The sequence below is a fragment of the Saccharothrix sp. CCNWYY140 genome (assembly GCF_037401995.1).
Taxonomy (GTDB): Bacteria; Actinomycetota; Actinomycetes; order Mycobacteriales; family Pseudonocardiaceae; genus Actinosynnema.
Genome location: NZ_JBBEGC010000032.1, coordinates 22,062 through 48,556 on the forward strand (window position 1 = coordinate 22,062; position 26,495 = coordinate 48,556).

At 71.1% G+C, this 26,495-nt stretch carries 28 protein-coding genes and 1 pseudogene; 16 read left to right on the plus strand and 13 right to left on the minus strand.

All coding sequences use genetic code 11. From position 1 onward, the window contains the following. Window positions 1–26 precede the first annotated feature (26 nt). The 5 genes from dhaK (at window position 27) to WBN91_RS16955 (ending at window position 5,022) form a co-directional block, all read left to right on the plus strand. Window positions 27–1,028, plus strand: a complete 1,002-nt coding sequence (gene dhaK, locus WBN91_RS16935) for a dihydroxyacetone kinase subunit DhaK (RefSeq protein ID WP_337725482.1) — start codon at window positions 27–29, stop codon at window positions 1,026–1,028. Next, window positions 1,028–1,681 carry a dihydroxyacetone kinase subunit DhaL gene (dhaL, locus tag WBN91_RS16940; RefSeq protein WP_337725481.1) on the plus strand — a complete coding sequence of 218 codons (654 nt, stop codon included), beginning with the start codon at window positions 1,028–1,030 and terminating at the stop codon, window positions 1,679–1,681. The genes dhaK and dhaL overlap by 1 nt, the downstream gene beginning before the upstream one ends. Beyond that, the gene (gene dhaM, locus WBN91_RS16945; RefSeq protein WP_337725480.1) at window positions 1,678–2,496 is read left to right on the plus strand and encodes a dihydroxyacetone kinase phosphoryl donor subunit DhaM; all 819 of its coding nucleotides are present in this window, start codon (window positions 1,678–1,680) and stop codon (window positions 2,494–2,496) included. Before dhaL ends, dhaM begins: the two co-directional genes overlap by 4 nt. A 136-nt stretch (window positions 2,497–2,632) precedes the next feature. Continuing rightward, window positions 2,633–4,408, plus strand: coding sequence for a 3-hydroxyacyl-CoA dehydrogenase family protein (locus tag WBN91_RS16950; RefSeq protein WP_337725479.1), 1,776 nt, complete (start codon window positions 2,633–2,635; stop codon window positions 4,406–4,408). Between the two features lie 38 nt (window positions 4,409–4,446). Continuing rightward, window positions 4,447–5,022: a DUF3558 family protein gene (locus WBN91_RS16955; RefSeq protein WP_337725478.1), complete on the plus strand. Its 576-nt coding sequence runs from the start codon at window positions 4,447–4,449 to the stop codon at window positions 5,020–5,022. Window positions 5,023–5,213: 191 nt separating this feature from the next. Here WBN91_RS16955 and WBN91_RS16960 read toward each other — a convergent pair whose 3' ends face one another. Continuing rightward, window positions 5,214–5,420: an FmdB family zinc ribbon protein gene (locus WBN91_RS16960; RefSeq protein WP_337725477.1), complete on the minus strand. Its 207-nt coding sequence runs from the start codon at window positions 5,418–5,420 to the stop codon at window positions 5,214–5,216. A 4-nt stretch (window positions 5,421–5,424) separates the two neighbouring features. After that, the gene (locus WBN91_RS16965; protein ID WP_337725476.1) at window positions 5,425–5,790 is read right to left on the minus strand and encodes a hypothetical protein; all 366 of its coding nucleotides are present in this window, start codon (window positions 5,788–5,790) and stop codon (window positions 5,425–5,427) included. 51 nt (window positions 5,791–5,841) lie between these two features. Between WBN91_RS16965 and WBN91_RS16970 the strand changes: the two genes are divergently transcribed. Together WBN91_RS16970 and WBN91_RS16975 are read left to right on the plus strand one after the other, a co-directional pair. Next, the gene (locus WBN91_RS16970) at window positions 5,842–6,135 is read left to right on the plus strand and encodes a hypothetical protein (protein ID WP_337725475.1); all 294 of its coding nucleotides are present in this window, start codon (window positions 5,842–5,844) and stop codon (window positions 6,133–6,135) included. A 54-nt stretch (window positions 6,136–6,189) separates the two neighbouring features. After that, complete coding sequence (locus tag WBN91_RS16975; protein WP_337725474.1) at window positions 6,190–6,942, plus strand: alpha/beta hydrolase; 753 nt, start codon at window positions 6,190–6,192, stop codon at window positions 6,940–6,942. Here the strand turns inward: WBN91_RS16975 and WBN91_RS16980 are convergent. Then, window positions 6,918–7,439 carry a GNAT family N-acetyltransferase gene (locus WBN91_RS16980; protein ID WP_337725473.1) on the minus strand — a complete coding sequence of 174 codons (522 nt, stop codon included), beginning with the start codon at window positions 7,437–7,439 and terminating at the stop codon, window positions 6,918–6,920. The genes WBN91_RS16975 and WBN91_RS16980 overlap by 25 nt on opposite strands. 37 nt (window positions 7,440–7,476) lie before the next feature. Here WBN91_RS16980 and WBN91_RS16985 point away from each other — a divergent pair, with 37 nt between their 5' ends. Further along, window positions 7,477–8,187 (plus strand): alpha/beta fold hydrolase, encoded by a 711-nt coding sequence (locus WBN91_RS16985; RefSeq protein ID WP_337725472.1) that lies wholly within the window; start codon window positions 7,477–7,479, stop codon window positions 8,185–8,187. Window positions 8,188–8,494: 307 nt separating this feature from the next. Here the strand turns inward: WBN91_RS16985 and WBN91_RS16990 are convergent. After that, window positions 8,495–9,649: pseudogene (locus WBN91_RS16990) on the minus strand (chromosome segregation protein); the annotation flags it as partial. Between the two features lie 68 nt (window positions 9,650–9,717). Beyond that, a complete protein-coding gene (gene ccrA, locus WBN91_RS16995) occupies window positions 9,718–11,049 on the minus strand; it encodes a crotonyl-CoA carboxylase/reductase (protein ID WP_337725470.1) in 1,332 nt (443 codons plus the stop codon). Between the two features lie 208 nt (window positions 11,050–11,257). Here ccrA and WBN91_RS17000 point away from each other — a divergent pair, with 208 nt between their 5' ends. Next, window positions 11,258–11,617 (plus strand): SPW repeat protein, encoded by a 360-nt coding sequence (locus tag WBN91_RS17000; protein WP_337725469.1) that lies wholly within the window; start codon window positions 11,258–11,260, stop codon window positions 11,615–11,617. A 51-nt stretch (window positions 11,618–11,668) separates the two neighbouring features. Beyond that, window positions 11,669–12,238, plus strand: coding sequence for a TetR/AcrR family transcriptional regulator (locus WBN91_RS17005; protein ID WP_337725468.1), 570 nt, complete (start codon window positions 11,669–11,671; stop codon window positions 12,236–12,238). Here WBN91_RS17005 and mce read toward each other — a convergent pair. After that, the gene (mce, locus tag WBN91_RS17010; protein ID WP_337725467.1) at window positions 12,232–12,678 is read right to left on the minus strand and encodes a methylmalonyl-CoA epimerase; all 447 of its coding nucleotides are present in this window, start codon (window positions 12,676–12,678) and stop codon (window positions 12,232–12,234) included. The genes WBN91_RS17005 and mce overlap by 7 nt on opposite strands. 125 nt (window positions 12,679–12,803) lie before the next feature. Between mce and WBN91_RS17015 the strand changes: the two genes are divergently transcribed. Further along, window positions 12,804–13,991 carry an acetyl-CoA C-acetyltransferase gene (locus tag WBN91_RS17015; protein WP_337725466.1) on the plus strand — a complete coding sequence of 396 codons (1,188 nt, stop codon included), beginning with the start codon at window positions 12,804–12,806 and terminating at the stop codon, window positions 13,989–13,991. Between the two features lie 4 nt (window positions 13,992–13,995). Further along, window positions 13,996–14,961, plus strand: coding sequence for a methylmalonyl Co-A mutase-associated GTPase MeaB (gene meaB / locus WBN91_RS17020; protein ID WP_337725465.1), 966 nt, complete (start codon window positions 13,996–13,998; stop codon window positions 14,959–14,961). A gap of 45 nt (window positions 14,962–15,006) precedes the next feature. Here meaB and WBN91_RS17025 read toward each other — a convergent pair whose 3' ends face one another. Next, the gene (locus WBN91_RS17025) at window positions 15,007–15,840 is read right to left on the minus strand and encodes an arylamine N-acetyltransferase family protein (protein ID WP_337725464.1); all 834 of its coding nucleotides are present in this window, start codon (window positions 15,838–15,840) and stop codon (window positions 15,007–15,009) included. A 111-nt stretch (window positions 15,841–15,951) separates the two neighbouring features. Between WBN91_RS17025 and WBN91_RS17030 the strand changes: the two genes are divergently transcribed. From WBN91_RS17030 to WBN91_RS17040, 3 genes are read left to right on the plus strand one after another with little or no spacing between them, the layout of a single operon-like run. Then, the gene (locus WBN91_RS17030; RefSeq protein WP_337725463.1) at window positions 15,952–16,350 is read left to right on the plus strand and encodes a pyridoxamine 5'-phosphate oxidase family protein; all 399 of its coding nucleotides are present in this window, start codon (window positions 15,952–15,954) and stop codon (window positions 16,348–16,350) included. A 49-nt stretch (window positions 16,351–16,399) separates the two neighbouring features. Next, window positions 16,400–17,965: a sensor histidine kinase gene (locus tag WBN91_RS17035; RefSeq protein ID WP_337725462.1), complete on the plus strand. Its 1,566-nt coding sequence runs from the start codon at window positions 16,400–16,402 to the stop codon at window positions 17,963–17,965. A gap of 10 nt (window positions 17,966–17,975) precedes the next feature. Then, entirely contained in the window at window positions 17,976–18,629 is a 654-nt protein-coding gene (locus WBN91_RS17040; RefSeq protein WP_337725461.1) for a response regulator transcription factor, read from the plus strand. A gap of 41 nt (window positions 18,630–18,670) precedes the next feature. Here WBN91_RS17040 and WBN91_RS17045 read toward each other — a convergent pair whose 3' ends face one another. Continuing rightward, window positions 18,671–20,161 (minus strand): alpha/beta hydrolase, encoded by a 1,491-nt coding sequence (locus tag WBN91_RS17045; protein WP_337725460.1) that lies wholly within the window; start codon window positions 20,159–20,161, stop codon window positions 18,671–18,673. A gap of 132 nt (window positions 20,162–20,293) precedes the next feature. Here WBN91_RS17045 and WBN91_RS17050 point away from each other — a divergent pair, with 132 nt between their 5' ends. Next, window positions 20,294–21,298 (plus strand): hypothetical protein, encoded by a 1,005-nt coding sequence (locus WBN91_RS17050; RefSeq protein WP_337725459.1) that lies wholly within the window; start codon window positions 20,294–20,296, stop codon window positions 21,296–21,298. 397 nt (window positions 21,299–21,695) lie between these two features. Here WBN91_RS17050 and WBN91_RS17055 read toward each other — a convergent pair whose 3' ends face one another. From WBN91_RS17055 to WBN91_RS17075, 5 genes are read right to left on the minus strand one after another with little or no spacing between them, the layout of a single operon-like run. Continuing rightward, window positions 21,696–22,664 (minus strand): ABC transporter substrate-binding protein, encoded by a 969-nt coding sequence (locus tag WBN91_RS17055; RefSeq protein ID WP_337725458.1) that lies wholly within the window; start codon window positions 22,662–22,664, stop codon window positions 21,696–21,698. A 19-nt stretch (window positions 22,665–22,683) separates the two neighbouring features. Next, on the minus strand, window positions 22,684–23,679 hold the full coding sequence (locus tag WBN91_RS17060; RefSeq protein WP_337725457.1) for an ABC transporter permease: 996 nt from the start codon (window positions 23,677–23,679) through the stop codon (window positions 22,684–22,686). Further along, complete coding sequence (locus WBN91_RS17065) at window positions 23,676–24,437, minus strand: ATP-binding cassette domain-containing protein (RefSeq protein ID WP_337725456.1); 762 nt, start codon at window positions 24,435–24,437, stop codon at window positions 23,676–23,678. Before WBN91_RS17065 ends, WBN91_RS17060 begins: the two co-directional genes overlap by 4 nt. Before the next feature lie 19 nt (window positions 24,438–24,456). Further along, a complete protein-coding gene (locus WBN91_RS17070; protein WP_337725455.1) occupies window positions 24,457–25,440 on the minus strand; it encodes a class I mannose-6-phosphate isomerase in 984 nt (327 codons plus the stop codon). Further along, complete coding sequence (locus WBN91_RS17075; RefSeq protein WP_337725505.1) at window positions 25,437–26,420, minus strand: LacI family DNA-binding transcriptional regulator; 984 nt, start codon at window positions 26,418–26,420, stop codon at window positions 25,437–25,439. The genes WBN91_RS17070 and WBN91_RS17075 overlap by 4 nt, the downstream gene beginning before the upstream one ends. Window positions 26,421–26,495: the final 75 nt, after the last annotated feature.

A 26,495-nucleotide genomic window follows, 5' to 3' on the forward strand; every position in this document is an offset into this window, starting at 1 on the left:
ACCATCGGTTCGTCGAGGAGGTCACCATGAAGAAGATCATCAACGATCCGGCGACCGTGGTGGCGGACGCGCTGCGCGGCATGGCCGCCGCGCACCCGGACCTGCTGGACGTCCAGTACGACCCCGCCGTCGTCGTGCGGGCGGACGCGCCGGTGCCGCGCAAGGTCGCGGTGATCTCCGGCGGCGGATCGGGCCACGAGCCGCTGCACGGCGGTTTCGTCGGGCGCGGCATGCTCGACGCGGCCTGTCCCGGCGCGGTGTTCACCTCACCCACGCCCGACCAGGTGCAGGCGGCCATCACGCGCACGGACGGCGGCGCGGGCGCGCTGCTGATCGTGAAGAACTACACCGGCGACGTCCTCAACTTCGAGACCGCCGCCGAGCTGGCCGCGCTGGAAGGCGTGGACGTCCGGTCGGTCGTGATCGACGACGACGTGGCCGTGAAGGACTCCCTGTACACAGCGGGTCGTCGGGGCGTCGGCGGGACCGTGCTGCTGGAGAAGATCGTCGGCGCGGCGGCAGAGCGCGGTGTCGACCTGGACGGCTGCGAGGCGTTGGCGCGCAAGGTGATCGGCCAGGTGCGGTCGATGGGCCTGGCGCTGTCGGCGTGCACCGTGCCGCACGCGGGGGAGCCGAGCTTCACGCTGGCCGACGACGAGATGGAACTGGGCATCGGCATCCACGGCGAACCGGGGCGGCACCGCGTGCCGGTCGGCCCGGCGTCGGAGCTGGTCCCGGCGCTGCTGGACCCGATCCTGGAGGACCTGCCGTTCGCCGAGGGCGACCGGGTCCTGCTGTTCACCAACGGCATGGGCGGCACGCCGCTGATCGAGCTGTACCTGGCGCACGGCATCGCGGAGGAGCTGCTGGCCGCGCGGGGGATCGTCGTGGAGCGGCGGCTGGTCGGGCCGTACATCACCAGCCTGGAGATGCAGGGCATGAGCCTGACTCTGCTGAAGCTGGACGACGAACTGATCGACCTGTGGGACGCCCCTGTCCACACGGCCGCCCTGCGGTGGGGCGTCTGATGGCGGCTCTCGTCTGCACAGCGGAAAGCCTCGCCGACGCCCTCCGCGCGGCGGCCCGCGTGATCTCCGAACACCGCGACGAACTCGTGCGCCTGGACCGCGAAATCGGCGACGGCGACCACGGCGAGAACATGAACCGGGGTTTCACGGCCGTAGTGTCCAAATTGGACTCTTCCTCACCGGAAACCCCAGGCGCTGTCCTGAAGTTGGTCGCATCGACCCTGATCTCCACCGTAGGCGGCGCGGCAGGACCGTTGTATGGAACGGCTTTCCTCCGCGCGGCAGCCGCCGTAGGTGACGCTGCGGAGCTGGACCCTCCTCTGGTGGCAAAGGCTTTGCAGGCGGCTCTGGAGGGTGTCGTCGCCCGCGGCAAGGCGTCCGTAGGCGACAAGACTATGGTCGACGCCCTCACACCAGCCGTCGCTGCGGCGGAGTCGGTAGCCGTGACCGACGGCGACGTGGCCTCGGTCCTGTCCGCAGCGGCAGAGGCGGCCGAACAGGGAGCCGAATCCACCGTGCCGCTGGTAGCGCGCAAGGGACGGGCGTCGTACCTGGGCGAACGCAGCGCCGGACACCTCGACCCGGGCGCACGCTCGACGGCCCTGCTGCTCCGAACGTTCGCGGGCGCGATCCGCTCCGGGAGTCCCCGGTGATCGGCCTGGTGGTGGTGTCGCACAGCCGGCGGTTGGCCGAGGGCGTGGCCGAGCTGGCCGGCCAGATGGCACCGGACGTGACCATCGCGCCGGCGGGCGGTGACGGTGATGGCGGCTTGGGAACCGACTACGTCGCGGTGACCGAGGCGATCGAGCAGGCGGGCGGGGACGGCGTCGTGGTTGTCTACGACCTGGGCAGCGCCCGCATGGTCGCCGACATGGCGGCCGAGGAGGCAGCGATCGAGGTCCGCGTGGTCGACGCCCCGTTGGTAGAGGGCGCGGTCGCCGCGGCAGTCGCGGCCCAGGGCGGCGCAAACCTCGAAGCCGTAGCCGCAGCAGCCAGACAAGCCGCCCAAGAATCCGGCTGGACCACCACTGCCGACTCGCCTGGTGGCGCGGATCGTGGCCTCCGGCCCCCGTCTCCATCATCCCAGGGGGGACCGACAATTTCGGCGGGCGATGCTGAGAGTGGGCGCGGCGGTTTGTCGGTGTTCGGTGAGATCATGGAGACGGGGGCCGGAGGCCGCGCCGGCGAGGCCGGCGAGGTTGGCGAGGTGCGGGCGCGGGTTGTGTTGACCAATTCGGTTGGGTTGCATGCTCGGCCTGCTGCGTTGGTTGCTCGGGCGGTGGCTGGGCTTGATGCGCGGGTGGTTGTGCGGTTTGACGGGCGAGAAGCCGACGCCACCAGCGTGCTTGCGTTGATGGGGCTTGGGGCGGCTGGTGGGGCGTTGGTCGAGGTGGTTGCCGCCGGGGTGGATGCGGTTGAGGCGGTGCGGCGGGTGGAGGGGTTGGCTGCTCGCGGGTTTGATGAATGAGCTGGTGGCGCGGGTCTTGACCGGTTTCTTGTTCGATACCGATGGTGAAGCTCACGCGAACCGCATGTGACGGGCGTGGGATAGTCGGCCCCAAGTTACCGTCCGGTAGCCACTCCGCAGAGTGGGAGGTATCGCAGTGACGCGCCAGTTCACGAAGGTGGGCATCGTCGGCCTCGGCACGATGGGCGCCGGCATCGCCGAAGTACTCGCCCGGACCGGCCTCACTGTCGTCGCCGTGGACGTCGACGAGGCGGGCCTGGCGCGCGGGCGCGGTCACCTCGACCACTCCACCGGACGTGCGGTCGCCAAGGGCAAGCTCGACGAGGCCGCCCGTGCCGAACTCCTCGGCCGCATCAGCTACTCCACCTCGCTCGACGCGCTCGCCGACGTCGACCTCGTCATCGAGGCCGTCCCCGAGAGCATGGAGCTCAAGGCGCAGGTGTTCGCCGAGCTCGACGGCATCTGCCGGCCGGACGTGGTGTTCGCGTCCAACACGTCGGCGCTGTCGATCACCGAGATCGGCGTCCACACCGGACGGCCCGGCAAGGTCGTCGGCATGCACTTCTTCAACCCGGCCCCGGTGCTCAAGCTGGTCGAGGTGGTGCGCACGGTCGTCACCGAGCCGGACGTGGTCACCGACGTCGTCGCGTTCGCCGAGGGCCTGGGCAAGTCCCCGGTCGTCATCGGCGACCGCGCCGGGTTCATCGCCAACGCGCTGCTGTTCGGCTACCTCAACCACGCCGTGCGCATGTACGAATCCCGTTACGCCACAAGGGAAGACCTCGACGCGGCGATGCGCTACGGCTGCGGCTACCCGATGGGTCCGCTGGCGCTGCTCGACCTGATCGGCCTGGACACCGCGTACGAGATCCTCGACACGATGTACCACCAGTCCCGCAACCGCCTGCACGCTCCGGCGCCGCTGCTCAAGCAGATGATCACCGCAGGTCTGCTGGGCCGCAAGAGCGGACGCGGCTTCTACACCTACGACGGCCCGGACTCGCCGAACGTCGTCCCCGACGCCCTCACGCCCGCCGCCGCGTCCGCGGACACCCCGACGCGCGAGGTCCAGCGGGTCGGGGTGATCGGCACCGGCACGATGGCCACCGGCATCGTCGAGGTCTTCGCCAAGCGCGGCTACGACGTCGTGCTGCGCGCCCGGTCGCAGGACAAGGCCGAAGGCGCGGTCGGCAAGGTGCGCAAGTCGTTGGAGAAGGCCGTGTTGCGCGGCAAGCTCTCCGAGGCCGACCGCGACGCCACGCTGGCCCGCATCACACCCGCCGTCGAGTTCGCCGACCTCGCCGACTGCGACCTCGTGGTCGAGGCCGTGGCGGAGGAGCTGGAGATCAAGAAGGCCGTCTTCCAGGCGCTGGACGAGGTGTGCAAGCCGGGCGCGGTGCTCGCCACCACGACGTCCTCGCTGCCCGTGATCGAGTGCGCGGCGGCGACCTCGCGCCCCGGTGACGTGGTCGGCCTGCACTTCTTCAACCCGGCGCAGGTGATGAAGCTGGTGGAGATCGTGGAGACCATCGCCACCTCCGCCGACGTCGTCGCCACCGCGCGGCGCATCTGCCTGGACCTGGGCAAGGTGCCGGTGCACTGCGGCGACCGGGCCGGGTTCATCGTGAACGCGCTGCTGTTCCCGTACCTCAACGACGCGGTGAAGATGCTGGAGGCGCACTACGCGGACGCCGACGACATCGACAACGCGATGAAGGTCGGCTGCTCGCTGCCGATGGGTCCGTTCGAGCTGCTGGACGTGGTGGGCCTGGACGTGTCCTTGGCGATCGAGCGCACGCTGTACCTGGAGTTCCGCGAAGCCGGCTTCGCCCCCGCGCCGCTGCTGGAGCACCTGGTGACGGCGGGCCGGCTGGGTCGCAAGACCGGCAAGGGGTTCCGGGACTACACCTGAGTCACGGGCCGTTGCGGGCGTTTGGCATCGTGGTGCCCATGCGGCGTCTGGTTCTCTCGCTCCTGGTTGCGGCGCTTGGCGTGTCCGGTTGCGCCTACAAGGTGAACGGCACGCCGGTCGCCGGCGTGCTGGACGTCGATCCGCCGTTCTCGTCCGCCCCTCCGACGCCGACGTCCACCTCGTCGGGTTCCCCGAAACCGGACAAGAACGTCGGCGACATCTGCAAGCTGTTGACGTGGCGCGACTTGCCCTACGACGTGCGGGACAAGTCCGCGCCGCCGACGGAGACCGGCTACGACACGACCTTCGACCAGTCGTGCAAGTGGCAGACCAGCGTCGACCACCTGGACGTCGGCGTGACCCTGCGCTTCCGCGGCGGACGGCCGATCACGCTGGACACCAGCAACGGCTCGTTCGACGTGGGCGGCCGGAAGCTGACCTACTTCGACCGGACCACGGACACGACGGTGCAGCCGTCCTGCGTGCTGGTGATGGACTACGCGGGCGGCGGCATCGGCATCATCGTGATCGACGGCTCGGCCCGCTTCGGCGCGATCTGCGACCAGGGCAAGAAGGTCGCGGAGGTGCTGCTGGCCAAGGAACCCAAGGGCTGAGCCGGGGTCCGACCCGCAGGCGGGCAGCAGGAGGAGCGGGCGCGGGTGGGCGCGATGACGCTCCTCCGCCGCTGCGGTGCCTGCGGCCGGCGCGAGGAGAGGCCGGGCTCGGGCGCGCGGGGTGCCTCGGGTGGTGGGTGGGAGCGCGGCCGATGTGCTGCGCAGTGGGTGGTGGGCGGCTTGTGGTGTGGTCAGCCGCAGCAGCCGCCGCCGCAGCAACCGCCGCCGCCCTGGGGAGCGGGCTGGGCGGCTTTGCCGGACAGGCCCACCATCGACAGCAGCTTCACGGTGTCGTCGTGTCCCTGCGGGCAGGGGGCGGGGTTGGACGCCTCGCTCATCGAGCGCTTGACGTCGAACGTGGCACCACACGCCTTGCAGCGGAACTCATAGGTCGGCACGCCCCTATTGTGACCGCTGGCCGGGCAGTAACACCACTGCGGGCACCAGGGCGACGGTCAGGAACGAGACCACGGTCAGCAGGGGCAGGCCGTGTGCCCAACCCAAGCCCGCCGCGGCGGCGTGTGCGCCGGAGAACGTCGCCAGCCAGGTGCGCGAGTGCGGGCGCAGCCACACGGTGACCAGCGCGGAGCCCGAGGTGACCAGCAGGATCGTGCCGGCGGCCAACAGCATGCCGGGGCGGTTGCCCATGACGAGGCCGTGACCGGAACCGGTGCCCATCCCCGTGCCCGCGCGGACGGCGGGGATCGACAACACCGCCATCTCGGCCAGGAGGAGGACGGTCACGGCACCCTGCTGCCACTTGTTCACGTGATGGACCGTAGGGGATCACCGTCAACACCTTTATTACCCTGGGTCCTCGTGCCGCGCCGCAACCGTCCCCAGCGCCCCGCCGAGCCGAGTCCGCCGAACGGCGGCGCGTGGCCGCGTGCGGAGAGCGCGTCGGACGGCGAGTGGCTGGTGCGCAACGTGTCCGGGGCGGCGACGACCAAGACCTACCGGTGTCCTGGGTGCGACCACGAGATCCGTCCCGGCACGCCGCACGTCGTGGCGTGGCCTGCCGGCGACTACGGCTCGATCGAGGACCGGCGGCACTGGCACCAGGGGTGCTGGGCCTCGCGCGGGCGGCGCGGACCCACATCCCGCCGGTGGTGATCGGCCGGAGCTCCGCGACTGCGCGAGTCCGAAGTGTTCTGGAGGTGGTGGGTGGTGGGTGAGGCCGTGCGGATCACGGGCAGCACGGTGCTGCCCGCTCGTCGGGAGGCCGTCACGCTGGTCACCGAGGACGGGCTGCGGTTGGTCGGCGAGCTGGCGTTGCCGGAGGACCGCGCGCCGCGGGCGACCTTGGTCATGCTGCACCCGTTGCCCACGCACGGCGGCATGATGGACTCCCACCTGCTGCGCAAGGCGGCGTGGCGGTTGCCGGCGCTCGCGGGCGCGGCTGTGTTGCGGTTCAACACGCGTGGCACCGCCAGCGAGGCCGGCCGCAGCGAGGGCAGCTTCGACAACGCCAGGGGCGAGCGACTGGATGTCGCCGCCGCGCTGGCGTTCGTCGCCGACCGCGGACTGCCCGACGTCTGGTTGGTCGGGTGGTCCTTCGGCACGGATCTCGCGTTGATGCACGGGTGTGACCCGCGGGTTGTCGGAGCGATCCTGATCTCACCTCCCCTGCGGTGGAGCACGTCGGAACACTTGGCCGTGTGGGCGCGGAAGAGGGTGGTGTGCCTCGTGCCGGAGCACGACGACTACCTGCCCCCGGCCGAGGCCAGGCGGCGGTTCGGTGCGGACCTCCCGACCGCGGACGTCGTCGACTTCCCCGGCGCCAAGCACCTCTTCGTCGGGCAGACCGACGAGGTGCTCGACGCGATCGTGTCCGCGGCCCTGCCCGAGGTGCCCACACCGCTGCCGCGCACCTGGTCCGGCCCCTGCGAGCGCCGTCAGGTCGTCATCACGACCTCCTGACGTCGGGGGACCGGCACCGGAACCCCGGCCGTGACGCTGTCGCCCGCGTGCGCGGAGCCCAGCTTCTCCGCGACGTGCTGGGAGGGCTCGTCGCCGGGGTCGGTGGCGGTCACCGCCGGACGGTGCGGACGCTCGTGCTCCGCCCACTCGACGGCCGCGCGTGCCGTGTCGTGGGCGAAGTCCCGGCCCCTGGGCCGGGAGTTGTCGTACGGGTCGAGCGTCCGCTCGCCGTCCGGCTCGGGGTGGTGCGGCCCGCCGGAGCCGATGACCTCGCCGGTCCCCGGCAGCACCACCTCCCGGTGTCCGCCGCCGTCGTGCGCCCGGTGGGCCTGCCACCGCGCCACCAGGCCGACCGCCTCCGCGGTGGACGGCGGGCCTGGTGGGGTGTGGTCGTTCCCCGGGTCGGACAGGACGGTTGCGGCACGCGGGTCGTCACCCGGACCGACGCGCCTGTGGACCAGGCGGTCGGTGCGCATCTCTTCCGGGTTCGAGGTCATGGCACGAAGGTAACGACGGGGTACGACAATCCCGGGCATGGATCACTTGCCGCTCGTGCTGCTGCACGCCTTCCCGTTGGACTCGCGGATGTGGGACGGGGTGCGGGACGCCCTCCACCCCATCACCCCTGACCTGCGCGGACGTGATCGGGAGCCCGATCTCGGGGCGTTGGCGGACGACGTGCTGGCCGAATTGGACGCCCGTGGACACGATCGGGTGGTTCTCGGCGGGTGCTCGATGGGCGGGTACGTGGCGATGGCGGTGCTGCGGCGGGATCCGTCGCGGGTGGCCGGGCTGGTGCTCGCGGACACGCGGTTCACGGCGGACGGCGAGGAGGCCCGCACGAACCGGCTGGTGATGGCGGACCGGGTGGTCGCGGAGGGCCTGGAGTGGGTGCCGGACACCGTCCTGGGCGGGTTGCTCGGGGCCGCGCCGCCGGAGGGCGTGGCGGAGCGGGTGCGGGAGCTGATCCTGGCCCAGGACCCCGCTGAGGTGGCCTGGGCGCAGCGGGCGATGGCGGCGCGGCCGGACTCGCGGGACGTCCTGGCGGGGGTGGCCGTGCCGGCGTTGGTGCTGGTGGGGGCGCAGGACACGCTCACGCCGCCGACCGCGGCCCGGGAGTTGGCCGACGTGCTGCCGCGCGGGTCGTACGTCGAGCTGCCCGGGGCTGGGCACCTGACGCCGGTCGAGGTGCCGCAAGCGTTTGCGGAGGCGGTCGACGCGTGGCGGGAGCGGGTCGGGGTGTAGCTGACTTAGCGCTGGCGGAGCCGACCTAGCGCTTGGCGGAGCGGGCCTTGGGCGGGGTCGGGCGGGCGATCTTCTGGGTCGGGCCGTCCGGACCCTGCTGGGGCTTGGGCTGGGACGGCTGGCCGGCGGGCTGCTGAGGAGCGGGCTGCTCCACGGCGGGCGCCGGAGCCGGCTGGGCCTGTTGCGGCTGGCCGGCGGCCTGCGAGGGCTGAGCGGCCTGAGCAGGGGGCGCGGCCTGAGCAGGGGGCGCGGCCTGAGCAGGGGGCGCGGGCTGAGCGGGCGGCGCGAGCTGGCCGGCGGGTGCCGGGGTGGGCTGCGGCTGACCGGCGGGCTGGCTGGAACGCTGTCCTGCCTCGGCGGGCTGGGCAGGCGGTGCGGGCTGAGCGACGGCCTGGGCGGGCTGGTCGGCCGGGGGCAGGGCCGCGGGGGGAGTGGGCTGGGTGAGCTGTTCGGGCTGCGGCTTCTCCTCCTCCAGCGGGTCCAGCAGAGGGGTCACCTCGTGCAGGGCCGTGCGGACGGAGTGCAGCTGCTGCGACAGCCGGTTGCGCAGTTGGCGCAGGGCCTCGACCTTCTGCGTGGCCTGCGTGACCCGGCGGTTGGACTCCTCCGTCGCCTCCCGCACCCGGCGGTTGGCCTCGTCGGTCGCCTCCTGCACGCGGGCGGTCGCCTCGCTGATGGAGTCGTGCCTGCGCCGGTTCGCCTCTTCGGTGGCCTCCCGGACCAGGCGCTGGGCCTCCGCGTTGGACGCGGCCTGCTCCTGCGCGATCTGGGCGCGCACCCGCGCGGCTTCCTCGGCCGCCTCGCGGACCCGTCGGTCGGCCTCGGCCTTCGACGCCGCTTCCTGCTCGGCCAGCAGCTTCATCGACTCGACGCGGCGGGCCGCCATCGCGATCTCGAAGTCCTCCTCGACGGTGGTCCGCCGCTGGAGGGACTCCTCGTCCAGCTTCGCCGCCGCGTCGCGCGCCTCGCCCACGATCCGCTCGGCCTCGGCGCGCGCCTTCTCCAGGACGCCCCGGTGCTCGGCCTCCATCTCGGTGCGCCGCTGGTCCAGCTCGGCGATGAGCTTCTCGTACCGGGTCCGCAGCACCGCCGCGTCGGCCTCGGCCTTGGCCCGGATGTGCCCGCCCTCGGCCTCGGCGCGGGCCTTGATCTCGTTGGCCTCGTCCTGCGCGAGGCGCAGCATGCGCTGCAAGCGCTCGCTCAGGCCCTCCAGCGTGGTGGGCGGCAGGGACAGGCGTTCGACCTGGCCGCGCAGCTCGGCGATCTCCGAGCGGGCCGCCTCCAGCTGGCGGGCCAGGTCGTTGGTCTGCGAGACCGCCGCGTCCCGGTCGGCCGCGAGCAGCCGCAGGTCCGCGTCGAGGCGTTCCAGGTGGTCCTCGACCTGCCCGCGGTCGTAGCCGCGTTTGACGATGTCGAAGCCGCTGCCCAGGGGGACGAGGTCACGGTCGTCGGCGAGGCCCATGACGTGCACGCTACCCGTTCCGGCCGTGCGAGTGGCACCCCGCCACCCGCACGGCCGGACATTTCCCTTTAGACGCCCCGGAAACGGTTGATCCCGTCCAGGTGCTGGGCGCGCTTCTCGTGATCCCGCACACCCAGGCCCTCCTCGGGCGCCAGCGTCAGCACGCCGACCTTGCCCTGGTGAGCGTTGCGGTGGACGTCGTAAGCGGCCTGGCCGACCTCGCCCAAGGAGTACACCTTGGACAGTGTCGGGTGGATCTTCCCCTTGGCGATCAACCGGTTGGCCTCCCAGGCCTCGCGGTAGTTCGCGAAGTGCGAGCCGATGATCCGCTTGAGGTTCATCCACAGGTAGCGGTTGTCGTACTGGTGCATGTACCCGCTGGTGGACGCGCAGGTGACGATCGTGCCGCCCTTCTTGGCCACGAACACCGACGCGCCGAAGGTCTCCCGGCCGGGGTGCTCGAACACGATGTCCGGGTCCTCGCCGCCGGTCAGCTCGCGGATCTTGGCCCCGAGGCGCTTCCACTCCTTCGGGTCCTGCTCGTGCTCGTCCTTCCAGAACTTGAAGCCCTCGGCCGACCGGTCGATGATCAGGTCCGCGCCCATCTTGCGGCAGATCTCGGCCTTCTCCGGCGAGGACACCACGCAGATCGGGGTGGCGCCGCCGTTGAGGGCGAACTGGGTGGCGTAGGAGCCCAGGCCGCCGGACGCGCCCCAGATCAGGACGGTGTCGCCCTGCTTCATGTTCGCGCCGTTGACCGACACCAGCTGCCGGTACGCGGTGGAGTTGACCAGGCCCGGGGACGCGGCCTCCTCCCACGTGAGGTGGTTGGGCATGGGCATCAGCTGGTTGGCCTTGACCAGGGCGATCTCGGCGAGGCCGCCGAAGTTGGTCTCGAAGCCCCAGATGCGCTGCTCCGGGTCGAGCATGGTGTCGCTGTGGCCGTCGGGGTGCTCCAGCTGGACGTCCAGGCAGTGCGCGACGACCCGGTCGCCCGGCTTCCACGCGTTGACGCCCGGCCCGGTGCGCAGCACGACGCCCGCCAGGTCGGAGCCGACCACGTGGTAGGGCAGGTCGTGCTTGGCGGCCTCGGGCGAGCTCTTGCCGTAGCGCTTGAGGAACCCGAACGTCGACAGCGGCTCGAAGATCGAGGTCCACACGGTGTTGTAGTTGATGGCGGAGGCCATCACGGCGACGAGCGCTTCGCCGGGGCCCAGCTCCGGCACGGGGACCTCGTCGACGTGGAGCGACTTGCGCGGGTCCTTGTCCTTGGTCGCCAGGCCCTGGAACATGTCGACCTCGTCGGCGTGCACGGTGACGCCGCGGTAGGTCTCCGGTACGTCAAGCGATCCGACCGCGTCCAGTTCGTCGGCGAGGATCGCGTCGAGGATCTTCTGCACGGCGTGTGCCTCCCAATGGGTGGTGCTCCGGGATTGTGGCGTTGGACGCAGGTCCACGCAGGTTGCCGGAGGTTACCCATCGGTAACCGATTCAGAACCTCGCCTGTGAGGCATTGCACTGGCGGTGCACCCGATCGGGCCATCTTGACCGGGCGGCCAACCAAGCGGACCATCGTGGTGTCCGCTTTCCAGGACGGAGGTGCAGGTCATGACCAAGGCGTGGACCAGGTGGCAGGACTGGGCCGAGGTGGCCATCGGTGCGCTCGTGCTGCTGTCGCCGCTCGTGGTGGAGACGTCCAACGCGGCTATGTGGACGATGATCGTGCTCGGCGCGCTCATCGCCATCGACGGCCTCGCGTCGCTCGCGATGCCCGCGATGGTGTACGGCGAGTGGTTCCAGATGCTGCTGGGTGCGCTGCTGTTCATCTCCCCGTGGGTGATGGGCTACAGCGACCTGATGGCGGCCTCGTGGGTGTCGTGGGTCGGCGGCGTGCTGACCATCGCTGCCGGCGCGATGGCGATGCCGGCGGCGAACGCGGCCCACTCGGGTCTGGCGGGTTCGCACTAGGTTGAAAACGCGCGAGGCCGCCCGGACGGACGGCCTCGCACGCTCGATCGCGTGAAAGGCGGCACAGCGTTGGCAGAAGACTCGTCGGCCAAGGAACGGATCTTGGACGCGGCCGAGGAGTTGTTCGCCGAGTCGGGGTTCGACGCCACGCCCACCTCGCGCATCGCCGAGCGGGCCGGGGTGCCCAAAGGGCTCGTGCACTACTACTTCCGGCGCAAGCAGGACCTGTTGGCCGCGCTCGTGGACCGGTTGCCCGACGGCACCGTGGACCAGCGGCGGATCGTGGTCGTGGGTGACATCGCGGAGAGCCTGCGGCGGCTGGTGGCCGCACTGGATGCCCGCCTGAACGCGTCCCCGCTGCTCAGCCACCTGTTGTGGCGGGAAGCCGACACGCACACCGCCGTGCGGGACGCCCTGCACGCCCGCTACCAGCTGGTCGCCGCGCAGATCCGGCAGGTGATCCTCGCCGCCGGTGGGGCGGCGGTGGCCAAGAAGGACGTGGACAGCGCGTCCGCCCTGGTCGCGCTGGCCGTCAGCTACCGGCACTCGGTCGCCCGGCACGCGCCGGACGACGACCGCATGGACCAGGAACTCGCCTTCGTGGCCACCGCGCTTCAGTGAGACTCAGCCGGCTCTACGAGCTCAACCAGAACGCCGCCGGCGTCCTTCGGGTGGACGAAGTTGACCCGTGAGTTGGACGTCCCGCGCTTGGCCGCGTCGTACAGCAGGCGCAGGCCCGCCGACCGCAGCGCCTCGGCGGCGGCGTCCACATCGGACACCCGGTAGGCCAGCTGCTGGAGGCCGGGGCCCGAACGGCCGATGAACTTCGCGATCGTGGACTCCGGCGTGAGCGGCGCCAGGAGCTGGATCGCGGTGCCGGAACCGGTGTCGCCCGGCGCCCGGAGCATGGCCTCGCGCACGCCCTGCTCCTCGTTGACCTCCTCGTGCGCCACCTCCAGCCCGAAGTGCTCGCGGTGGAACGCGATCGCGGCGTCGAGGTCCGGCACGGCGATCCCGACGTGGTCGATGGCGGTGACGAAACCGCGGAGTTGTTCTTGCATGACAAGGAGGGTAGGGGCGGAATCGGTGCAGCGGGAGTTGTGCCTCGTCTCACAGACTTACCCTCGGGTAACCCTGGGTATCGTTGCGAGTTAACAACCGCTTACACATGCTCGTGGAGGCCGATGTGTCCGGTTCCGTCATCGTCGCCGGGGCCCGTACCCCGATGGGGCGACTGCTCGGATCGTTGAAGGACTTCTCCGGCGCCCAGCTCGGCGGCGTCGCGATCAAGGCGGCGCTGGAGCGGGCCGGCGTCGCGCCCGAGCAGGTCCAGTACGTGATCATGGGCCAGGTCCTCACCGCGGGCGCCGGCCAGATCCCCGCGCGCCAGGCCGCGGTCCACGCCGGCATCCCCATGTCGGTGCCCGCGCTCACCATCAACAAGGTGTGCCTGTCCGGCATCGACGCCATCGCCCTGGCCGACCAGCTCATCCGCGCCGGCGAGTTCGACATCGTGGTGGCGGGCGGCCAGGAGTCCATGACCCAGGCCCCGCACCTGCTGCCCAAGTCCCGCGGCGGCTTCAAGTACGGCGACGTGACCATGCAGGACCACATGGCCTACGACGGCCTGTTCTGCGCGTTCGACCAGGTCGCGATGGGCGCCTCGACCGAGAAGTACAACTCCCGCTACGGCCTGACCCGCGAGGAGCAGGACGCCTTCTCCGCGCGCTCCCACCAGCTGGCCGCCAAGGCCGCCGAGAACGGCGTGTTCGCCGAGGAGATCGCCCCGGTCGCGATCCCGCAGCGCAAGGGCGACCCGGTCCTGTTCAGCACCGACGAGGGCGTGCGCGGCGACACCACCGTGGACACCCTGGCCAAGCTGCGCCCGGCGTTCGCCTCCGACGGCACCATCACCGCGGGCTCGGCGTCGCAGATCTCCGACGGCGCGGCGGCCGTGGTCGTGATGAGCAAGGCCAAGGCCGAGGAGCTGGGCCTGACCTGGCTGGCCGAGATCGGCGCGCACGGCGTCGTCGCGGGCCCCGACGCGAGCCTGCACGAGCAGCCCGCGAACGCCATCAAGGCCGCGTGCGCCAAGGAGGGCATCGACCCGGCCGACCTGGACTTGGTCGAGATCAACGAGGCGTTCGCCGCGGTCGGCGTCGTCTCCACCCGGCAGCTCGGGATCTCCGAGGACAAGGTCAACGTCAACGGCGGCGCCATCGCGCTGGGCCACCCGATCGGCATGTCGGGCGCCCGGATCGCGCTGCACCTCGCGCTGGAGCTCAAGCGTCGCGGCGGCGGCGTGGGCGCGGCGGCCCTGTGCGGCGGCGGCGGTCAGGGTGACGCCCTGATCGTGCGCGTGCCTAAGGTCTAGGGGTGTGACCCGCACCGTCGACGTGGCAGAGCTGGTCGACCGCGCGCGTGAGGGCCAACCGCGCGCGGTCGCCAGGCTGATCTCGCTGGTCGAGGACGCCAGCCCGCAGTTGCGCGAGGTCGCCGCCGCGCTGTCCCCGTTCACCGGGAACGCCCAGGTCATCGGCCTGACCGGCGCGCCGGGCGTGGGCAAGTCGACCTCCACGTCCGCGCTGGTGAAGGCCTACCGCGAGCGCGGCAAGCGGGTCGGGGTGCTGGCGGTGGACCCGTCGTCCCCGTTCTCCGGTGGCGCTCTCCTCGGCGACCGGGTTCGGATGGGTGAACACGCCACCGATCCGGGTGTCTTCATCCGCTCGATGGCCACGCGCGGCCACCTCGGCGGCCTCTCCTGGGCGACCCCGCAGGCGTTGCGCGTCCTGGACGCCGCCGGCTGCGACGTCGTGCTCGTCGAGACCGTCGGCGTCGGCCAGTCCGAGGTCGAGGTGGTGTCGCTGGCCGACACCACGGTGGTGCTCCTCGCGCCCGGCATGGGCGACGGCATCCAGGCCGCGAAGGCGGGCATCCTGGAGATCGCCGACGTGTTCGTGGTGAACAAGGCCGACCGGGACGGCGCCGACCAGACCGCCCGCGACCTCAAGCACATGATCTCCCTGGGCCGCCGCGAGCGCACCGAGGCCCTGTGGCGGCCACCCGTGGTGAAGACCGTGGCCGCGCGCGGCGAGGGCGTGCAGGACGTCGTGGACGCCATCGACGCCCACCGCGCCTGGCTGCACGAGAAGGGCGAGCTGGAACGACGGCGTGCGCAACGCGCGGCCGGCGAGATCGAGGCCATCGCCCTGGAACGCCTGCGCTCCCGGATCGGCGACCTGCACGGCGGCAGCGCCCTGACCACCTTGGCCAAACGGGTCGTGGCGGGTGAGCTGGACCCCTACGCCGCCGCCGACCGGCTGGTCGAGGGGGTGGGTGGGTGACTCCGGTCGCGCGCCGGCCCTACCGGAGAGCCCAGGACCAGGGGTTCACGGTCGGGTTGAGCTGAGGTGCTCCTCGTGCTGGGCCAGCGCCTTGCGCCACAGCACGTCCCGCTCCTCGTCGGTGAACACCAGCCCGAACACGTCCGCCAGCGCCCCGAACCAGTCCCGGGGCGTCTCCAGCACGGTCTTCTTCGTCGTCTCCTCGACCCGGGACAGGGTCAGCGCCCGCATCGAGTCCCACCCCGAGCCGTCGGTGCGCTGCGCGCAGAACGTCCGCACGAAACCCGACTCCGGCGACGTGGACAGGTGCAGGTGCCGGTCGGTGAACGAGTCCAGCTCGACCGGCTCCGGGTCGAAGTCCACGCCGTGCAGGCTGCCGCGCGGGTCGTGGTCCAGCCGCCAGCCGCCCGGGGCCAGCTCGGAGGGCCGCAGCCCGATCGTGAACGGACCCTGCCCGTAGGAGCCGGTGCGCAGCGGCAGGGGTGCGTGCAGGCCGTCGCCCAGGCCCACGTCGACCAGCCACGGGCCGCCGTCCAGGTCGTGCACGAACAGGCCCACGTGGTTGCGGTTGATCACCGGTTGATCGGTCGGCCGCATCTGCACGCCGGCCCGGTGCCTGGTCACGCGGTACCCGAGGGCCTCCAGGGCCGCGCCGAACACGCCGTTGAGCTGGAAGCAGTACCCGCCCCGGCCGGCCAGGACGCGCTCCAGCGACTCCGCGGGGTCCAGCGATGTCACCCGGCCGAGTTGGATCTCCACCGCTTCGTAGGGCACCCGCTCCACGAACGCCTGGTGCAGGTGCGTCAGCGCGGCTGGGCTCGGCGGCTCGGCCTGGGCGCCGATGCGGCGGAGCAGCGCGGAGACGTCGATCGAGCGCATGCGAAATCCCCCATCCGGGTGTGGAGTCGAAGCCGGGACTTCCGACTCTAGGCAACGACGATCACGGAGCAGAACGATTTAGTGGCGGCAACCGGGGGATGAAGAGGTGCGATGTACGACTCCGCTGGGCTCCAGGTGCTCCCCCGCGAGGAATGCCTGCGCTTGTTGAGCACCGCGTCGATCGGGCGGCTGGTCTACACCGACCGGGCCCTGCCGGTCGTCCACCCGGTGGTCTACGTGCTGGACGGCGAGTCGGTCGTGCTGCGCGTGCCCGAGGGCAGCGCGACCCTGGCGGCCCGCGACACCATCGTGGCCTTCGAGATCGACGACGTGGAGCCCGACCTGTCCAAGGGCTGGACCGTGATGGCGGTCGGCCACCTCACCGAGGTCCTCGACGAACCGTGGCTGACCCGGGTCCGGCAGCTGCCCCTGGCCTCCCGCGGGTACGGCCGGCAGGACCACTACCTGGCCGTCCGGCTGGAGGTCGTGTCGGGCCGTCGCATCCCCTGACCGGAAGGGCTAACCTCGGAGTCCTCCCTGCTTGAGGGGCGGGTCCACCTTGCCTTCATCCCCGGACGCGAACGCCGCGCGCCTGGACGGCCTGCTGCGCCAGCTGACCGACCGGACCGCCGAGGTGATCGTCTCCCAGGAGCGCATGCACCGGCTCCTGGACGCCGTCGTGTCGCTGGCCAGCGACCTGTCGCTGCCCGACGTCCTGCGCCGGGTCGTCGAGTCCTCGTGCAGCCTGGTCGACGCCCGCTACGGCGCGCTCGCCGTCGTCGGGCCCAACCGGCAACTGCTGGAGTTCATCCACGGCGACGAGCCGCACCACGCCGACTTCGACGGCACCGCGTTCGACCCCGCCTCGGCGCGGTTCCTGGGCGTGCCCGTGCACGTGCGCGGCGAGGTGTTCGGCAACCTCTACCTCACCGACAAGGTCGGCGGCGCGGACTTCACCCGCGCCGACCACGAGGTCGTGGAGGCCATCGCGGCGGCGGCCGGCATCACCATCGAGAACGCGCGCCTGTTCGAGCAGTCCAAGCAGCGCGAGGTGTGGCTGCGCGCGTCCAACGAGGTGACCAACGCCCTGCTCACCGGCACCCCGGACCGCGACGCGCTGCGCCTGGTCGCGGTGCGCGCCCGGCTGGCCGCCGACGCGGTGGTCGCGGCGCTGGCCCTGCCCGACGCCCACGGCGAGCTGGCCGTGCGGGTCATGGACGGCGAGCTGCGCGGCTTCACCGTCTCCCGCGAGGGCAGCGCGAGCCGCGAGGTCTACGCCACCGGCAAGACCAAGGTCCTCGACGGCCTGCCCGGCCACTTCGACCGCATCGGCCCGGTGGTGGTCGTGCCGCTGGCCGCCGGCGCGCGCGTGCTGGGCGTGCTCATGGTGGCCCGCGCCCGCGACCACCGGGCGTTCGACGCCTCCGACGTGGCCCTGGTCGAGTCGTTCGCGCGGCAGGCGGCGCTGATCCTGGAGTTCACCCGGGCCACCGGCGCGGGACGGCGGCTGGCGGTGCTGGAGGACCGCGACCGCATCGCCCGCGACCTGCACGACCTGGTCGTGCAGCGGCTGTTCGGCCTGGGCCTGGGGTTGCAGGGCCTCAACGGGCTGGTCGAGCAGCCCCTGGTGGCGCAGCGGCTGTCGGAGTTCGTCACCGAGGTCGACCAGACCATCCGCGAGATCCGGCGGACCATCTTCTCGCTCCAGGAGCCGCCCGCGGGCCAGGCCAGCCTGCGGATGCAGCTCATGCGCGTGGTGCAGGACTCCACCCGCCTGCTCGGCTTCGAACCCACGCTGTCCACCGACGGCCCGGTCGACTCGCTCGTGCCCGACCACGTCCGACCCGACCTGCTGGCGACCCTGCGCGAGGCCCTGGCCAACGCGGCCCGCCACGCGTCGGCCGGCAAGGTGGACGTGGAGGTCACCCTGGACCGCGGCGGCACCGAGTTGGTGCTGGTCGTGCGCGACGACGGCGACGGCCTGCCCGACGGCCGCGCCCGGCACACCGGCGGCCTGGTGAACATGGCGGCGCGCGCTGCGCGGTGGGGCGGGGCGTGCCAGGTTCAGTCGGAAGTGGGAAAGGGCGTAACGGTGACGTGGTCGGTGCCGTTGGAAACAGGGTAGGGAGGGATCCATGTCCATCTCGGTCCTGCTCGTGGACGACCACGAGATCGTCCGGCGCGGCCTGCACCAACTGCTGGACGTCGAGTCCGACATCGAGGTCGTCGGCGAGGCGGAGAGCGCGGCGGCGGCCATCGCGGCGGCCGTCGAACACCGGCCCGACGTGGCCGTCATCGACGTCCGGCTGCCCGACGGCGACGGGGTGACGGTATGCCGGGAGATCCGGTCGACCGTCCAGCCGCCGCCGGCGTGCCTGATGCTGACGTCGTACTCCGACGACGAGGCCCTGTTCGGGGCGATCATGGCGGGTGCGGCGGGGTACATGCTCAAACAGGTGTCCGGCAACGACCTGGTGTCGGCCATCCGGACGCTCGCGGCAGGCGGGTCGCTGCTGCACTCGGGGGTGACCGCGACCGTGTTGCAGCGGCTGCGCGGCGGTCCGGTGGAGGACCCGCGGTACGCGTCCCTGAGCCCGCAGGAGCGGCGCATCCTGGACCTGATCGCCGAGGGCCTGACCAACCGGCAGATCGCGCAGCGGCTGTACCTGGCGGAGAAGACGGTCAAGAACTACGTCTCGTCGCTGCTGCACAAACTGGGGTTCGACCGGCGCACCGAGGCGGGGGTGTACGCGGCGAAGCGCCGCCAGTCGGGGGCGCAGGGGTACTAGGGCGAGGGGTCGGAGGCACCGGCCCCCGACCCCTCCACCGGCTACAGCCAGCCGTGGGTCAAGGACGGCTGGGTCGCAAGAGTGGCCGTCGGGTCCGGTAGTGGCATGCCGGGGCACGAGACGTCACGCGGCGGGACCTTGCCGTCCACGATGAAGGACTCCACCAGGTCGTTCACGCAGGCGTTGCCGAAGCCGTAGATGCCGTGGTCGCCCTCGTCGGTCACGGTGATCATGCGGGAGCCGACGAAGCGGTCGTGGGCTCGTTGGGCGCCTTCCAGTGGTGTGGCCGGGTCGCGGACCGACTGGACCATCAGGATCGGCGGCACGCCCTTGCCGGTCGGGGTCTTGAGCTGGAGCGGCGGGCGGTTCCAGAAGGCGCAGGGGGCCAGGAGCTGGTAGTAGCCGACCAGCGGGTACTTCGCGCCCAGCTCCCGCGCCTCGCGGTCCAGGTACTCACGGCCGCCGCGGAACCGGGTGTCGTTGCAGGTGATGGCGTACAGGGTGGCGTTGGCCGCGTCCGGGTAGCGGACGTCGAGCGCCGCCAGCGTCTGCTGGTCGAGCTGCGACAGCAGTGACGCCGCGTCCGGGAACGCCCACTTGCTGTACTGGGCCTGAACCAGGACCAGGTCCAGCAGCACCCCGTCCAACATCCGCCCGTCGGGCAGCGGGATCGGGTTGGCGGCCAGTCGCGCCCGGGTCTTCTCGTAGGCGGCGCGGACGGCGTCGGGGGTGGTGCCCAGGTGGTAGAGGCTGTCGTACTTGGCCACCCACGGCAGGAAGTCGACCTCGAACCGGCGCTGGAAGCCGCGGGCGAAGTCGTCGAAGATGTCCTGGAACGTGGTGGTGAACTCGGTGTTCGAGTCGAGCACGAACTTGTCCACCCGGTTCGGGAAGTAGGTGGCGTAGTACGCGCCCATCCACGAGCCGCCGGAGTAGCCGATCCAGCTGATCTTGTCCCGGCCCAGCAGGTGCCGCAGCAGGTCCAGGTCCCGGACGGTCTGCTCGGTGTTGACCAGCGTGCCGAACTGGCCGGACCTCGCCTGGCACGCGGTGGCCTGGAGCTCGGCGGCGTCGTAGAGCAGCTCGACGTTGGCGCGGCTGCGGTCGCGGGGGTCGGTGACCGTCAGGAAGTCGAACCCGCCGCAGGTGACGTTGGTGCTGGCCCCGGTGCCGCGCGGGTCGATGCCGATCACGTCGAGGTCCTGCACGAGCTTCGCCCGGTCCTGGTACAGCGCGGGCAACGTCCGCCCCGGCCCGCCCGGACCACCCGGGTTGGTCAGCACGCTCCCCTTGGCGTTGCCGCTGCGCGCCTTGAGCCGGCTGATCGCGATGGTGATCGTCTTGCCGTTGCCGGGCGCCCGCCAGTCCTGCGGTGCGGTGAACGTGGCGCACTCCAGCACCGGGACGTCCAGGTCGGTGCACGCACCCCAGGTGATCGCCTGGTCGCGCAACGGGTCCGCCTGCGCCTGCGCGACAGCCGGTGAGCCGGCCGCGAGCAGGACGGCGGACACTGTCACTGCCAGTCTTCGCATGGTTCCCCCTCCGGGTTTCGTGCCAACCACCTCATCGGTGTGGTGGGGTGGGAAACAACGGCGGAAAGGCTCGCGTTCGGGTCTACGAAAGACTTAGGCCAGTCGGCGTCGAGGGAAAGTAGGGTCGTCAGGGTGGGGATTTTCCGGAGGAAGCGGCCCGCCGCGGTGGCCCGTGAGGTGGTGCGGGACCACACCTACGACGACGCGATCCTGGACATCGCGGCCGAGGAGATGGACGCGGGCCACCTGAGGGCGGCCACGACCGTCCTCGCCGAGTGCCGCGACGAGCCCGAGGTCCGGGCACTGCGCGCGGAGGTACTGGGCGAACACGCCATCGGCCACGCGGACGAGCTGCTGGAACTGGCCAAGTCGAACACGGACCCGGACCTGTGGCTCCTGGCCGGCACGGCGTTCATCCGCGAGGCCTGGGCCATCCGCGGCTCAGGCCGGGCGGACACGGTCGGAAAGGACCGGTTCAAGGTCTTCTTCGGCACCCTCCGCAAGGCTGTGGGCCCCCTGCACGAGGCGGCGAAGCTCCTGCCTCACGACGCCGTGCCGTGGTCCCAACTGCAAACGGCGGGCCTGGGCTTGCAGGTCGACCGGGACCAGAAGGACGAGGTGTGGCGCGAGATCGCAGCCAGATGCCCGTCCCTGTACCCCGCCCACTGGACGAGGTTGCAGATCCTGGCCTCGAAGTGGGGCGGCTCGGCGGAGGAGATGATGGCCTTCGCCCAGGGCAGCGTCGACGCGGCCCCGACCGGCGACCCGGTCGTCGCCATGCTGCCGTTGGCACACTTCGAGATCTTCCTGGAGCAGTTCGAGGACGCGGTGCAGGCGCGGAGCGCTTTCAAGATCGCGACTCTGAAGATGCGCTACTTCAGCCGGGTGCGGGACGAGATCGCCGAGGCGGCGGACAAGTGGGAGGCCAAGCCGGGCAAGGCCCATCCCCGGTCTTTGCAGGCGCACAACTTGTTCGCGGCGGCGTTTGCGTTGGCGGACGACGCGCCTCGGGCTAAGAAGCACTTGTTGGGCATGCGGGATCACGTGCACGACGTGCCTTGGTCGTACGTGGCCTACCTGGCCGACGACATGGAGAAGGAATACTCCGAGCTGGCCAACAAATACCTCGACGCCTGACCGCACCGCTTATAAAACCGGCCGCGCCCTCCTCGCCCAAACACGGGATGCTCCGCGCCGAAGGCGCGAGCCGAAGCGGCTAGCGCCCACGGGAAGGGCCTCGGTTTCTTTCCCCGTCCGGCCTGGGCGAAGCCCAACCACGCTTGGTCCGTTTGAGCAACCACGCTTTACCGGTTGCACAAACGGACCAAGCGTGGTTGCCTCCGGCAGGCCGGACGGGGAAAGAAACCGACGCCCTTCCCATCCCGGGGGCCTGCCGCGCGGCGAGCGCTTCTTTTCATCTTCAGAGCGCGAAGCGCGTTCAGCTTGAGAGCGAAGCGTCGCGTTCAAAGATCTTGAAGAGCGTAAAAGAGCCTCGCCGGCAGGCAGACCGCCAAGGATGGAAACAGCGCGGGGTTCAGCACTTTTGCTTGTAGAAGTACTTCTGGTTGCTGTCCATGTCGGCCTTGGTCAGGGCGACCAGGTCGGTCTCGATGTCCCGCTTGACGGTTCCGCCCTCCAAGGCCGCGATCGCCTGCTCGACACCCGTCTTCCCGATGGTCGCCGGGTCCTGAGCGATCAACGCCTGTACCGCGCCCGCCCGCAAGTCCTCCACCTGCTTGGGGCTGGCGTCGAAGCCCACCAGGTTCACCGCGCCCGTCTTGCCGGCGTTGCGCAACCCCGTTGCCGCGCCCTCGCCGGTGTTCAGGTTGGTGGCGAAGACGCCTACCAGGTCGGGGTTGGCGGCAAGGGTTGCGGTTACCTTTGAGGCGGCCTGGTCGGGTTCGTTGTCGGTGTACTGCTGGCCCACGTACTTCAGGTTCGGGAACTTCTTGATCTCTTCCTCGAAGCCCTTCGCCCGTGCGTCCGTGGTCGACGTGCCGGCCTTGGTGTTCAGGACGAGCACCGAGCCGGACTTGCCACCCACCAGCTTGGCCAGGGTCTGTGCGGCCAGTTGGCCGCCCTGTTCGTTGTTCGAGGACACCGTCGAGACCGCGATGGAGGTGTCCTCCAGCTTGGTGTCCACCTCGACGACCTTGATGCCGGCGTCCTTCAGCTGCTTCATCGGGCCGGCCATCGCCTTGTCGTCCGTGGGGGCGATGAGGACCGCGCCCGGCTTGTTCGCGAGTACGCCGGTGACGATCGGGGTTTGCAGGGTGGAGTCGAACTTGGTCGGGGCCTGGACGTCGACCTCGTAGCCCTTGGCCTTGGCCGCCTCGCGGAAGCCGCACTCCATCGAGATGTAGAAGGGTTCGGCGGCGACGCCGGGGATCAGGACCATCTTCTTGGTGTTCCCGGAGTTCCCCGTATCGCCGATCTGGCCACCGCCGCCGCACGCGGTGAGCAGCAGGGCCGCCCCGAGCAGGGCAACTGTCCTCGTTGACATGTTCTCCCGCACCTTTCGCCTAGCGTTGATTGCGCGCCCTTCGTCGTGACTGGTCGAACCACACCGCTGCCACCAGCACCAGGGCCACGGCGATGGGCTGCCAGTACACGTTCACGCCGACGATCACGAAACCCTTGCGCAGCACGGCCGGGATGAACACGCCCAGCACCGTGCCGACGACCGAACCGGTGCCACCGAACAGGCTGGTGCCGCCGAGCACGACACCCGCGATGGCGTTGAGGTTGTCCGTGTCGTGCCCGGTGATGGACGCGACCCGGAAGTACGCGAGCGCCATGAAACCCGCCAGACCCGCCAGGGTGCCCGCGAGCAGGTACACCTTGATCAAGTGGCCGGTGACGCCGATGCCGACCCTTCGCGCCGCCTCCTCGTTGGAGCCGATCGCGTAGGTGTAGCGGCCGAACCGCGTGGTGGCCAGGGCCAGCGCGCCGATCGCCGTCACGACGGCCGCCAGCAGGACCAGGTTCGGAACCCCGAACCACGTGCCGGTGCCGAGGCTGTTGCTGAGCACGTTCGGCACGCCCGACACGTTGGAGCCGTTGGAGATCAACTGCCCCGCCCCCAGGGCCGCGCCGAACGAACCCAGCGTGACGATCAGCGGGGGAATCCCGGTCCTGGCGATCAGGACGCCGTTGAGCAACCCCCAAGCCGCGCCGGAGACCAGGGCCACCACGAGTCCGATGAGGACAGTGCCCCAGCCGGCGTTGGTGGCGTTGCCGTCGTTGAGGGCGTTCATGGTCATGGCGGACGTGACCCCGGAGAACACCAGAACCGACCCGACCGACAGGTCGATGCCCGCAGTGATGATCACGTAGGTCATGCCGACGCTGAGAACCAGGAGGACGGACGTCTCCACCAGGGTGGTCTGCAACGTGAACGTCGTCAGGACCGCGTCGGGGCGCAGCGCGCCGAAGACGGCGATCAGGCCCAGCAGCACCAGCCCGATCCACAGGGTGTTCGCGCCGAACAAGCGTTGCTTCAGGGTGCGGTCGGTCATGCGTCCTCCTGTGACAGGGCGCCGGTCATCGCGCCGACCAACTCCTCCACGGTGGTGTCCGCCGCCCGGAACCGGGCCACCCGCCTGCCCAGGCGCAGCACCTCGACCCGGTCGGCCACGGCCAGCACCTCGGGCATGTTGTGGCTGATCAGCACGACCGCCATGCCCTGGTCCCGGACCCGCTTCACCACGTCCAGCACGCGTTCCCGCTGCACGACGCCCAAAGCGGCGGTGGGCTCGTCCATGAACACCAACCGGCTCGCCCACACCACGCTGCGCGCCACGGCGACGCTCTGCCGCTGCCCGCCGGACAACGCCCCGATCGGCACGTCCACGCTCTGCAACGTCACGCCCAGGTCGCGGAACGACTCCCCGGCACGCCGCCGCATCTCCTTCTTGTCCAGCACCCCGAACCACCCCAACGGCCCGGGTTTGAGCAGTTCCCGACCCAGGTACAGGTTCGCGGCCGGGTCGAGGTCCGGGGCCACGGCCAGGTCCTGGTACACCGTCTCGATGCCCAGCGACCGCGCGGCCACCGGCGAGGGCAGCGCGATCGCCCGCCCGTCGAACGTGATCGTGCCCGTGTCCGGCTGCTCGACCCCGGACAGGCACTTGACCAGCGTGGACTTGCCGGCGCCGTTGTCCCCGATCAGGGCCACGACCTCGCCCGCGTCCGCGGTGAACGACGCACCGCGCAGCGCCTCCACGCTGCCGTAGTGCTTCACCAGGTCACGGGCGTCCAGCAGGGGTTGGGCCATGTCGCCTCCCGAAGGGTGGTCACGACAGCAGGGGTGGCCGGCACCGCACGACGACCAGGTCGCCGGACAGCTCGCACGCGCCGGCGGCGTGCGGCACGACGACCGTGCTCCCGCGCCGCAGTGGCAGGGCGTCCAGCGCTCCCTCGCCCTCCAGCACCACGAGCACGGCGAACGACTCCTCCAGCACCGCCCGACCGGACACGTGCAGCCGGTCGGCCCGGAAGAACGGGTCCGCCTGCGCGCCCAGCAGGTTCGCCGACGAAGACGTCCCCGTCCGCAGCACGAGGTCCTCCACGCGCTGCGCCGACCGCTCCACGCACTCCAGCGCGGTGTCCTGCCCGAGCCCCAGGTGCCAGGCCTCGGGGTTGTCCAGGAAACCGCGCCACTCCAAGGTCACCGAGAAGTCCGTCGGCTGCTGGAGTTCGACGATGAACACACCTTCGCCAATCGCGTGCGGCACACCGGCGGGCACGAACACCGTGTCACCGGGCTGCACCGAGACGGGGTTCAGCGCATCGAGCATCGCAGAGGAGTCCTGAGTGGACACCCATCCGTCCACAACAGCCGCGGGAACGTCCTCGCGGAAACCGATGTACACCAAGGGATCGGGACTGGACGTGCCGACCACGATCCACGCCTCGGTCTTGCCGTGCCGGCAGTCCAGATGCCGCGCGGCGAAAGCGTTGGACGGGTGGCAGTGCACCGGCAGCCGCTGCCCCGCGTCGAGCAGCTTGACCAGCAGCGCGGTGTCCGCGCCGAACTCCGCCACGTGCACGGGACCCAGCCACGACAAGGGATCCGCGCGCACGGCGTCGCGCAGCCACCGCCCGTCGGGCAGCCGGGTCAGGCCGTCGGGGTCGCGGCCGAACAGGGTGGTCGTGGACGCCACCCAGTCCTCCGGGCCGTAGTCCGCCTCGGGCTCGCCGCGCAGCGCCGCGATCGCCGCACCGCCCCGGTAGAACTGGCGGGGCTGGTTGACCGGCAGGTCGACAGGTCGTGTCACACCCGCACCTCCCCTGATCCTCGGGCCACCAGCCGCACCGGCAGCACCACGCGGCGGGGCGGTGACCCGTCGCCGTCCAGGCGCGCGTACAGCAGGTCCGCCGCTGCCTTGCCCAGCGCGCTCGCGTCGTGCGCGATCACGCTCACGGGCGGGGAGAGCAGGTCCGCGAGCTCGAAGTCGTCGAAGCCGACCAGCGCGGGCCGGTGCGCGGACCCGGCGAGCGCCCGCAGCGCGTGCACGGTGATCCGGTTGTTGCCGGTGACCACGGCGGTGGCCGGGTCGGCGCTGGAAGTCAAGCCGTGCAACGCCTTGCGCACCGACGCTTCGTCGTGCGGACCCATCACCACCAGCGACTCGTGGAACCCGATGCCCGCTTGGAGGCACCCCTCGCGGTAGCCGCGCAGGCGCTCGTTGGCGGTGAAGATGTCCGGCGCGTCACCCAGGAACGCGATCCGCCGGTGCCCGAAGGACGCCAGGTGCCGCACGGCCTCGGTGGTGCCGCCGACGTTGTCCACCAGCACGGTGTCGGCCACGACGTCGCCCGCCGGTCGGTCCAGGAACACCACGGGCGTCCCCGCGTGCATCTCCGGGACCAGGTACGCGTGCTGCAACCCGGCGGGCACGATCAGCAGCCCGTCCACCCGGCGCGAGCAGAACTCCAGCGCCAGCTCGCGCTCCCGCACCGGGTCCTCGTCCGACGAGCCGGTGATGACCTGCCGCCCGCGCAGCCGCGAGACCTCCTCGACCGCCCGCGTCACGCCCGAGTAGAACGGGTTGCCCACGTCCTCCAGCACCAGGCCGACCGTGCCGGTCGACGAGCCGCGACGCAGGTTGCGCGCGCTCAGGTTGCGCCGGAAGCCCAGCTGGTCGATCGCCGCGAGCACCCGCTCCGCGGTCGTGGGGTGCACGCCGGCCTCGTCGTTCACCACGCGCGAGACCGTCTTGATGCTGACGCCGGCCAGCCGCGCCACGTCGTTCATCGTGGCGCGGCGCACCTTGCGGCCGGTGGCTGCGGACAACGTTGTCATAGTGCGCGAATCACACACCCGCGCCCC

Coding starts and splice junctions, on each gene's coding strand:
- dhaK (WP_337725482.1), top strand. CDS start 27: ATGAAGAAGATCATCAACGATCCGGCGACCGTGGTGGCGGACGCGCTG.
- dhaL (WP_337725481.1), top strand. CDS start 1,028: ATGGCGGCTCTCGTCTGCACAGCGGAAAGCCTCGCCGACGCCCTCCGC.
- WBN91_RS16955 (WP_337725478.1), top strand. CDS start 4,447: ATGCGGCGTCTGGTTCTCTCGCTCCTGGTTGCGGCGCTTGGCGTGTCC.
- WBN91_RS16980 (WP_337725473.1), bottom strand. CDS start 7,439: ATGACCTCGAACCCGGAAGAGATGCGCACCGACCGCCTGGTCCACAGG.
- WBN91_RS16985 (WP_337725472.1), top strand. CDS start 7,477: ATGGATCACTTGCCGCTCGTGCTGCTGCACGCCTTCCCGTTGGACTCG.
- WBN91_RS17000 (WP_337725469.1), top strand. CDS start 11,258: ATGACCAAGGCGTGGACCAGGTGGCAGGACTGGGCCGAGGTGGCCATC.
- mce (WP_337725467.1), bottom strand. CDS start 12,678: ATGCAAGAACAACTCCGCGGTTTCGTCACCGCCATCGACCACGTCGGG.
- WBN91_RS17025 (WP_337725464.1), bottom strand. CDS start 15,840: ATGCGCTCGATCGACGTCTCCGCGCTGCTCCGCCGCATCGGCGCCCAG.
- WBN91_RS17030 (WP_337725463.1), top strand. CDS start 15,952: ATGTACGACTCCGCTGGGCTCCAGGTGCTCCCCCGCGAGGAATGCCTG.
- WBN91_RS17040 (WP_337725461.1), top strand. CDS start 17,976: ATGTCCATCTCGGTCCTGCTCGTGGACGACCACGAGATCGTCCGGCGC.
- WBN91_RS17045 (WP_337725460.1), bottom strand. CDS start 20,161: ATGCGAAGACTGGCAGTGACAGTGTCCGCCGTCCTGCTCGCGGCCGGC.
- WBN91_RS17055 (WP_337725458.1), bottom strand. CDS start 22,664: ATGTCAACGAGGACAGTTGCCCTGCTCGGGGCGGCCCTGCTGCTCACC.
- WBN91_RS17060 (WP_337725457.1), bottom strand. CDS start 23,679: ATGACCGACCGCACCCTGAAGCAACGCTTGTTCGGCGCGAACACCCTG.
- WBN91_RS17065 (WP_337725456.1), bottom strand. CDS start 24,437: ATGGCCCAACCCCTGCTGGACGCCCGTGACCTGGTGAAGCACTACGGC.
- WBN91_RS17075 (WP_337725505.1), bottom strand. CDS start 26,420: ATGAACGACGTGGCGCGGCTGGCCGGCGTCAGCATCAAGACGGTCTCG.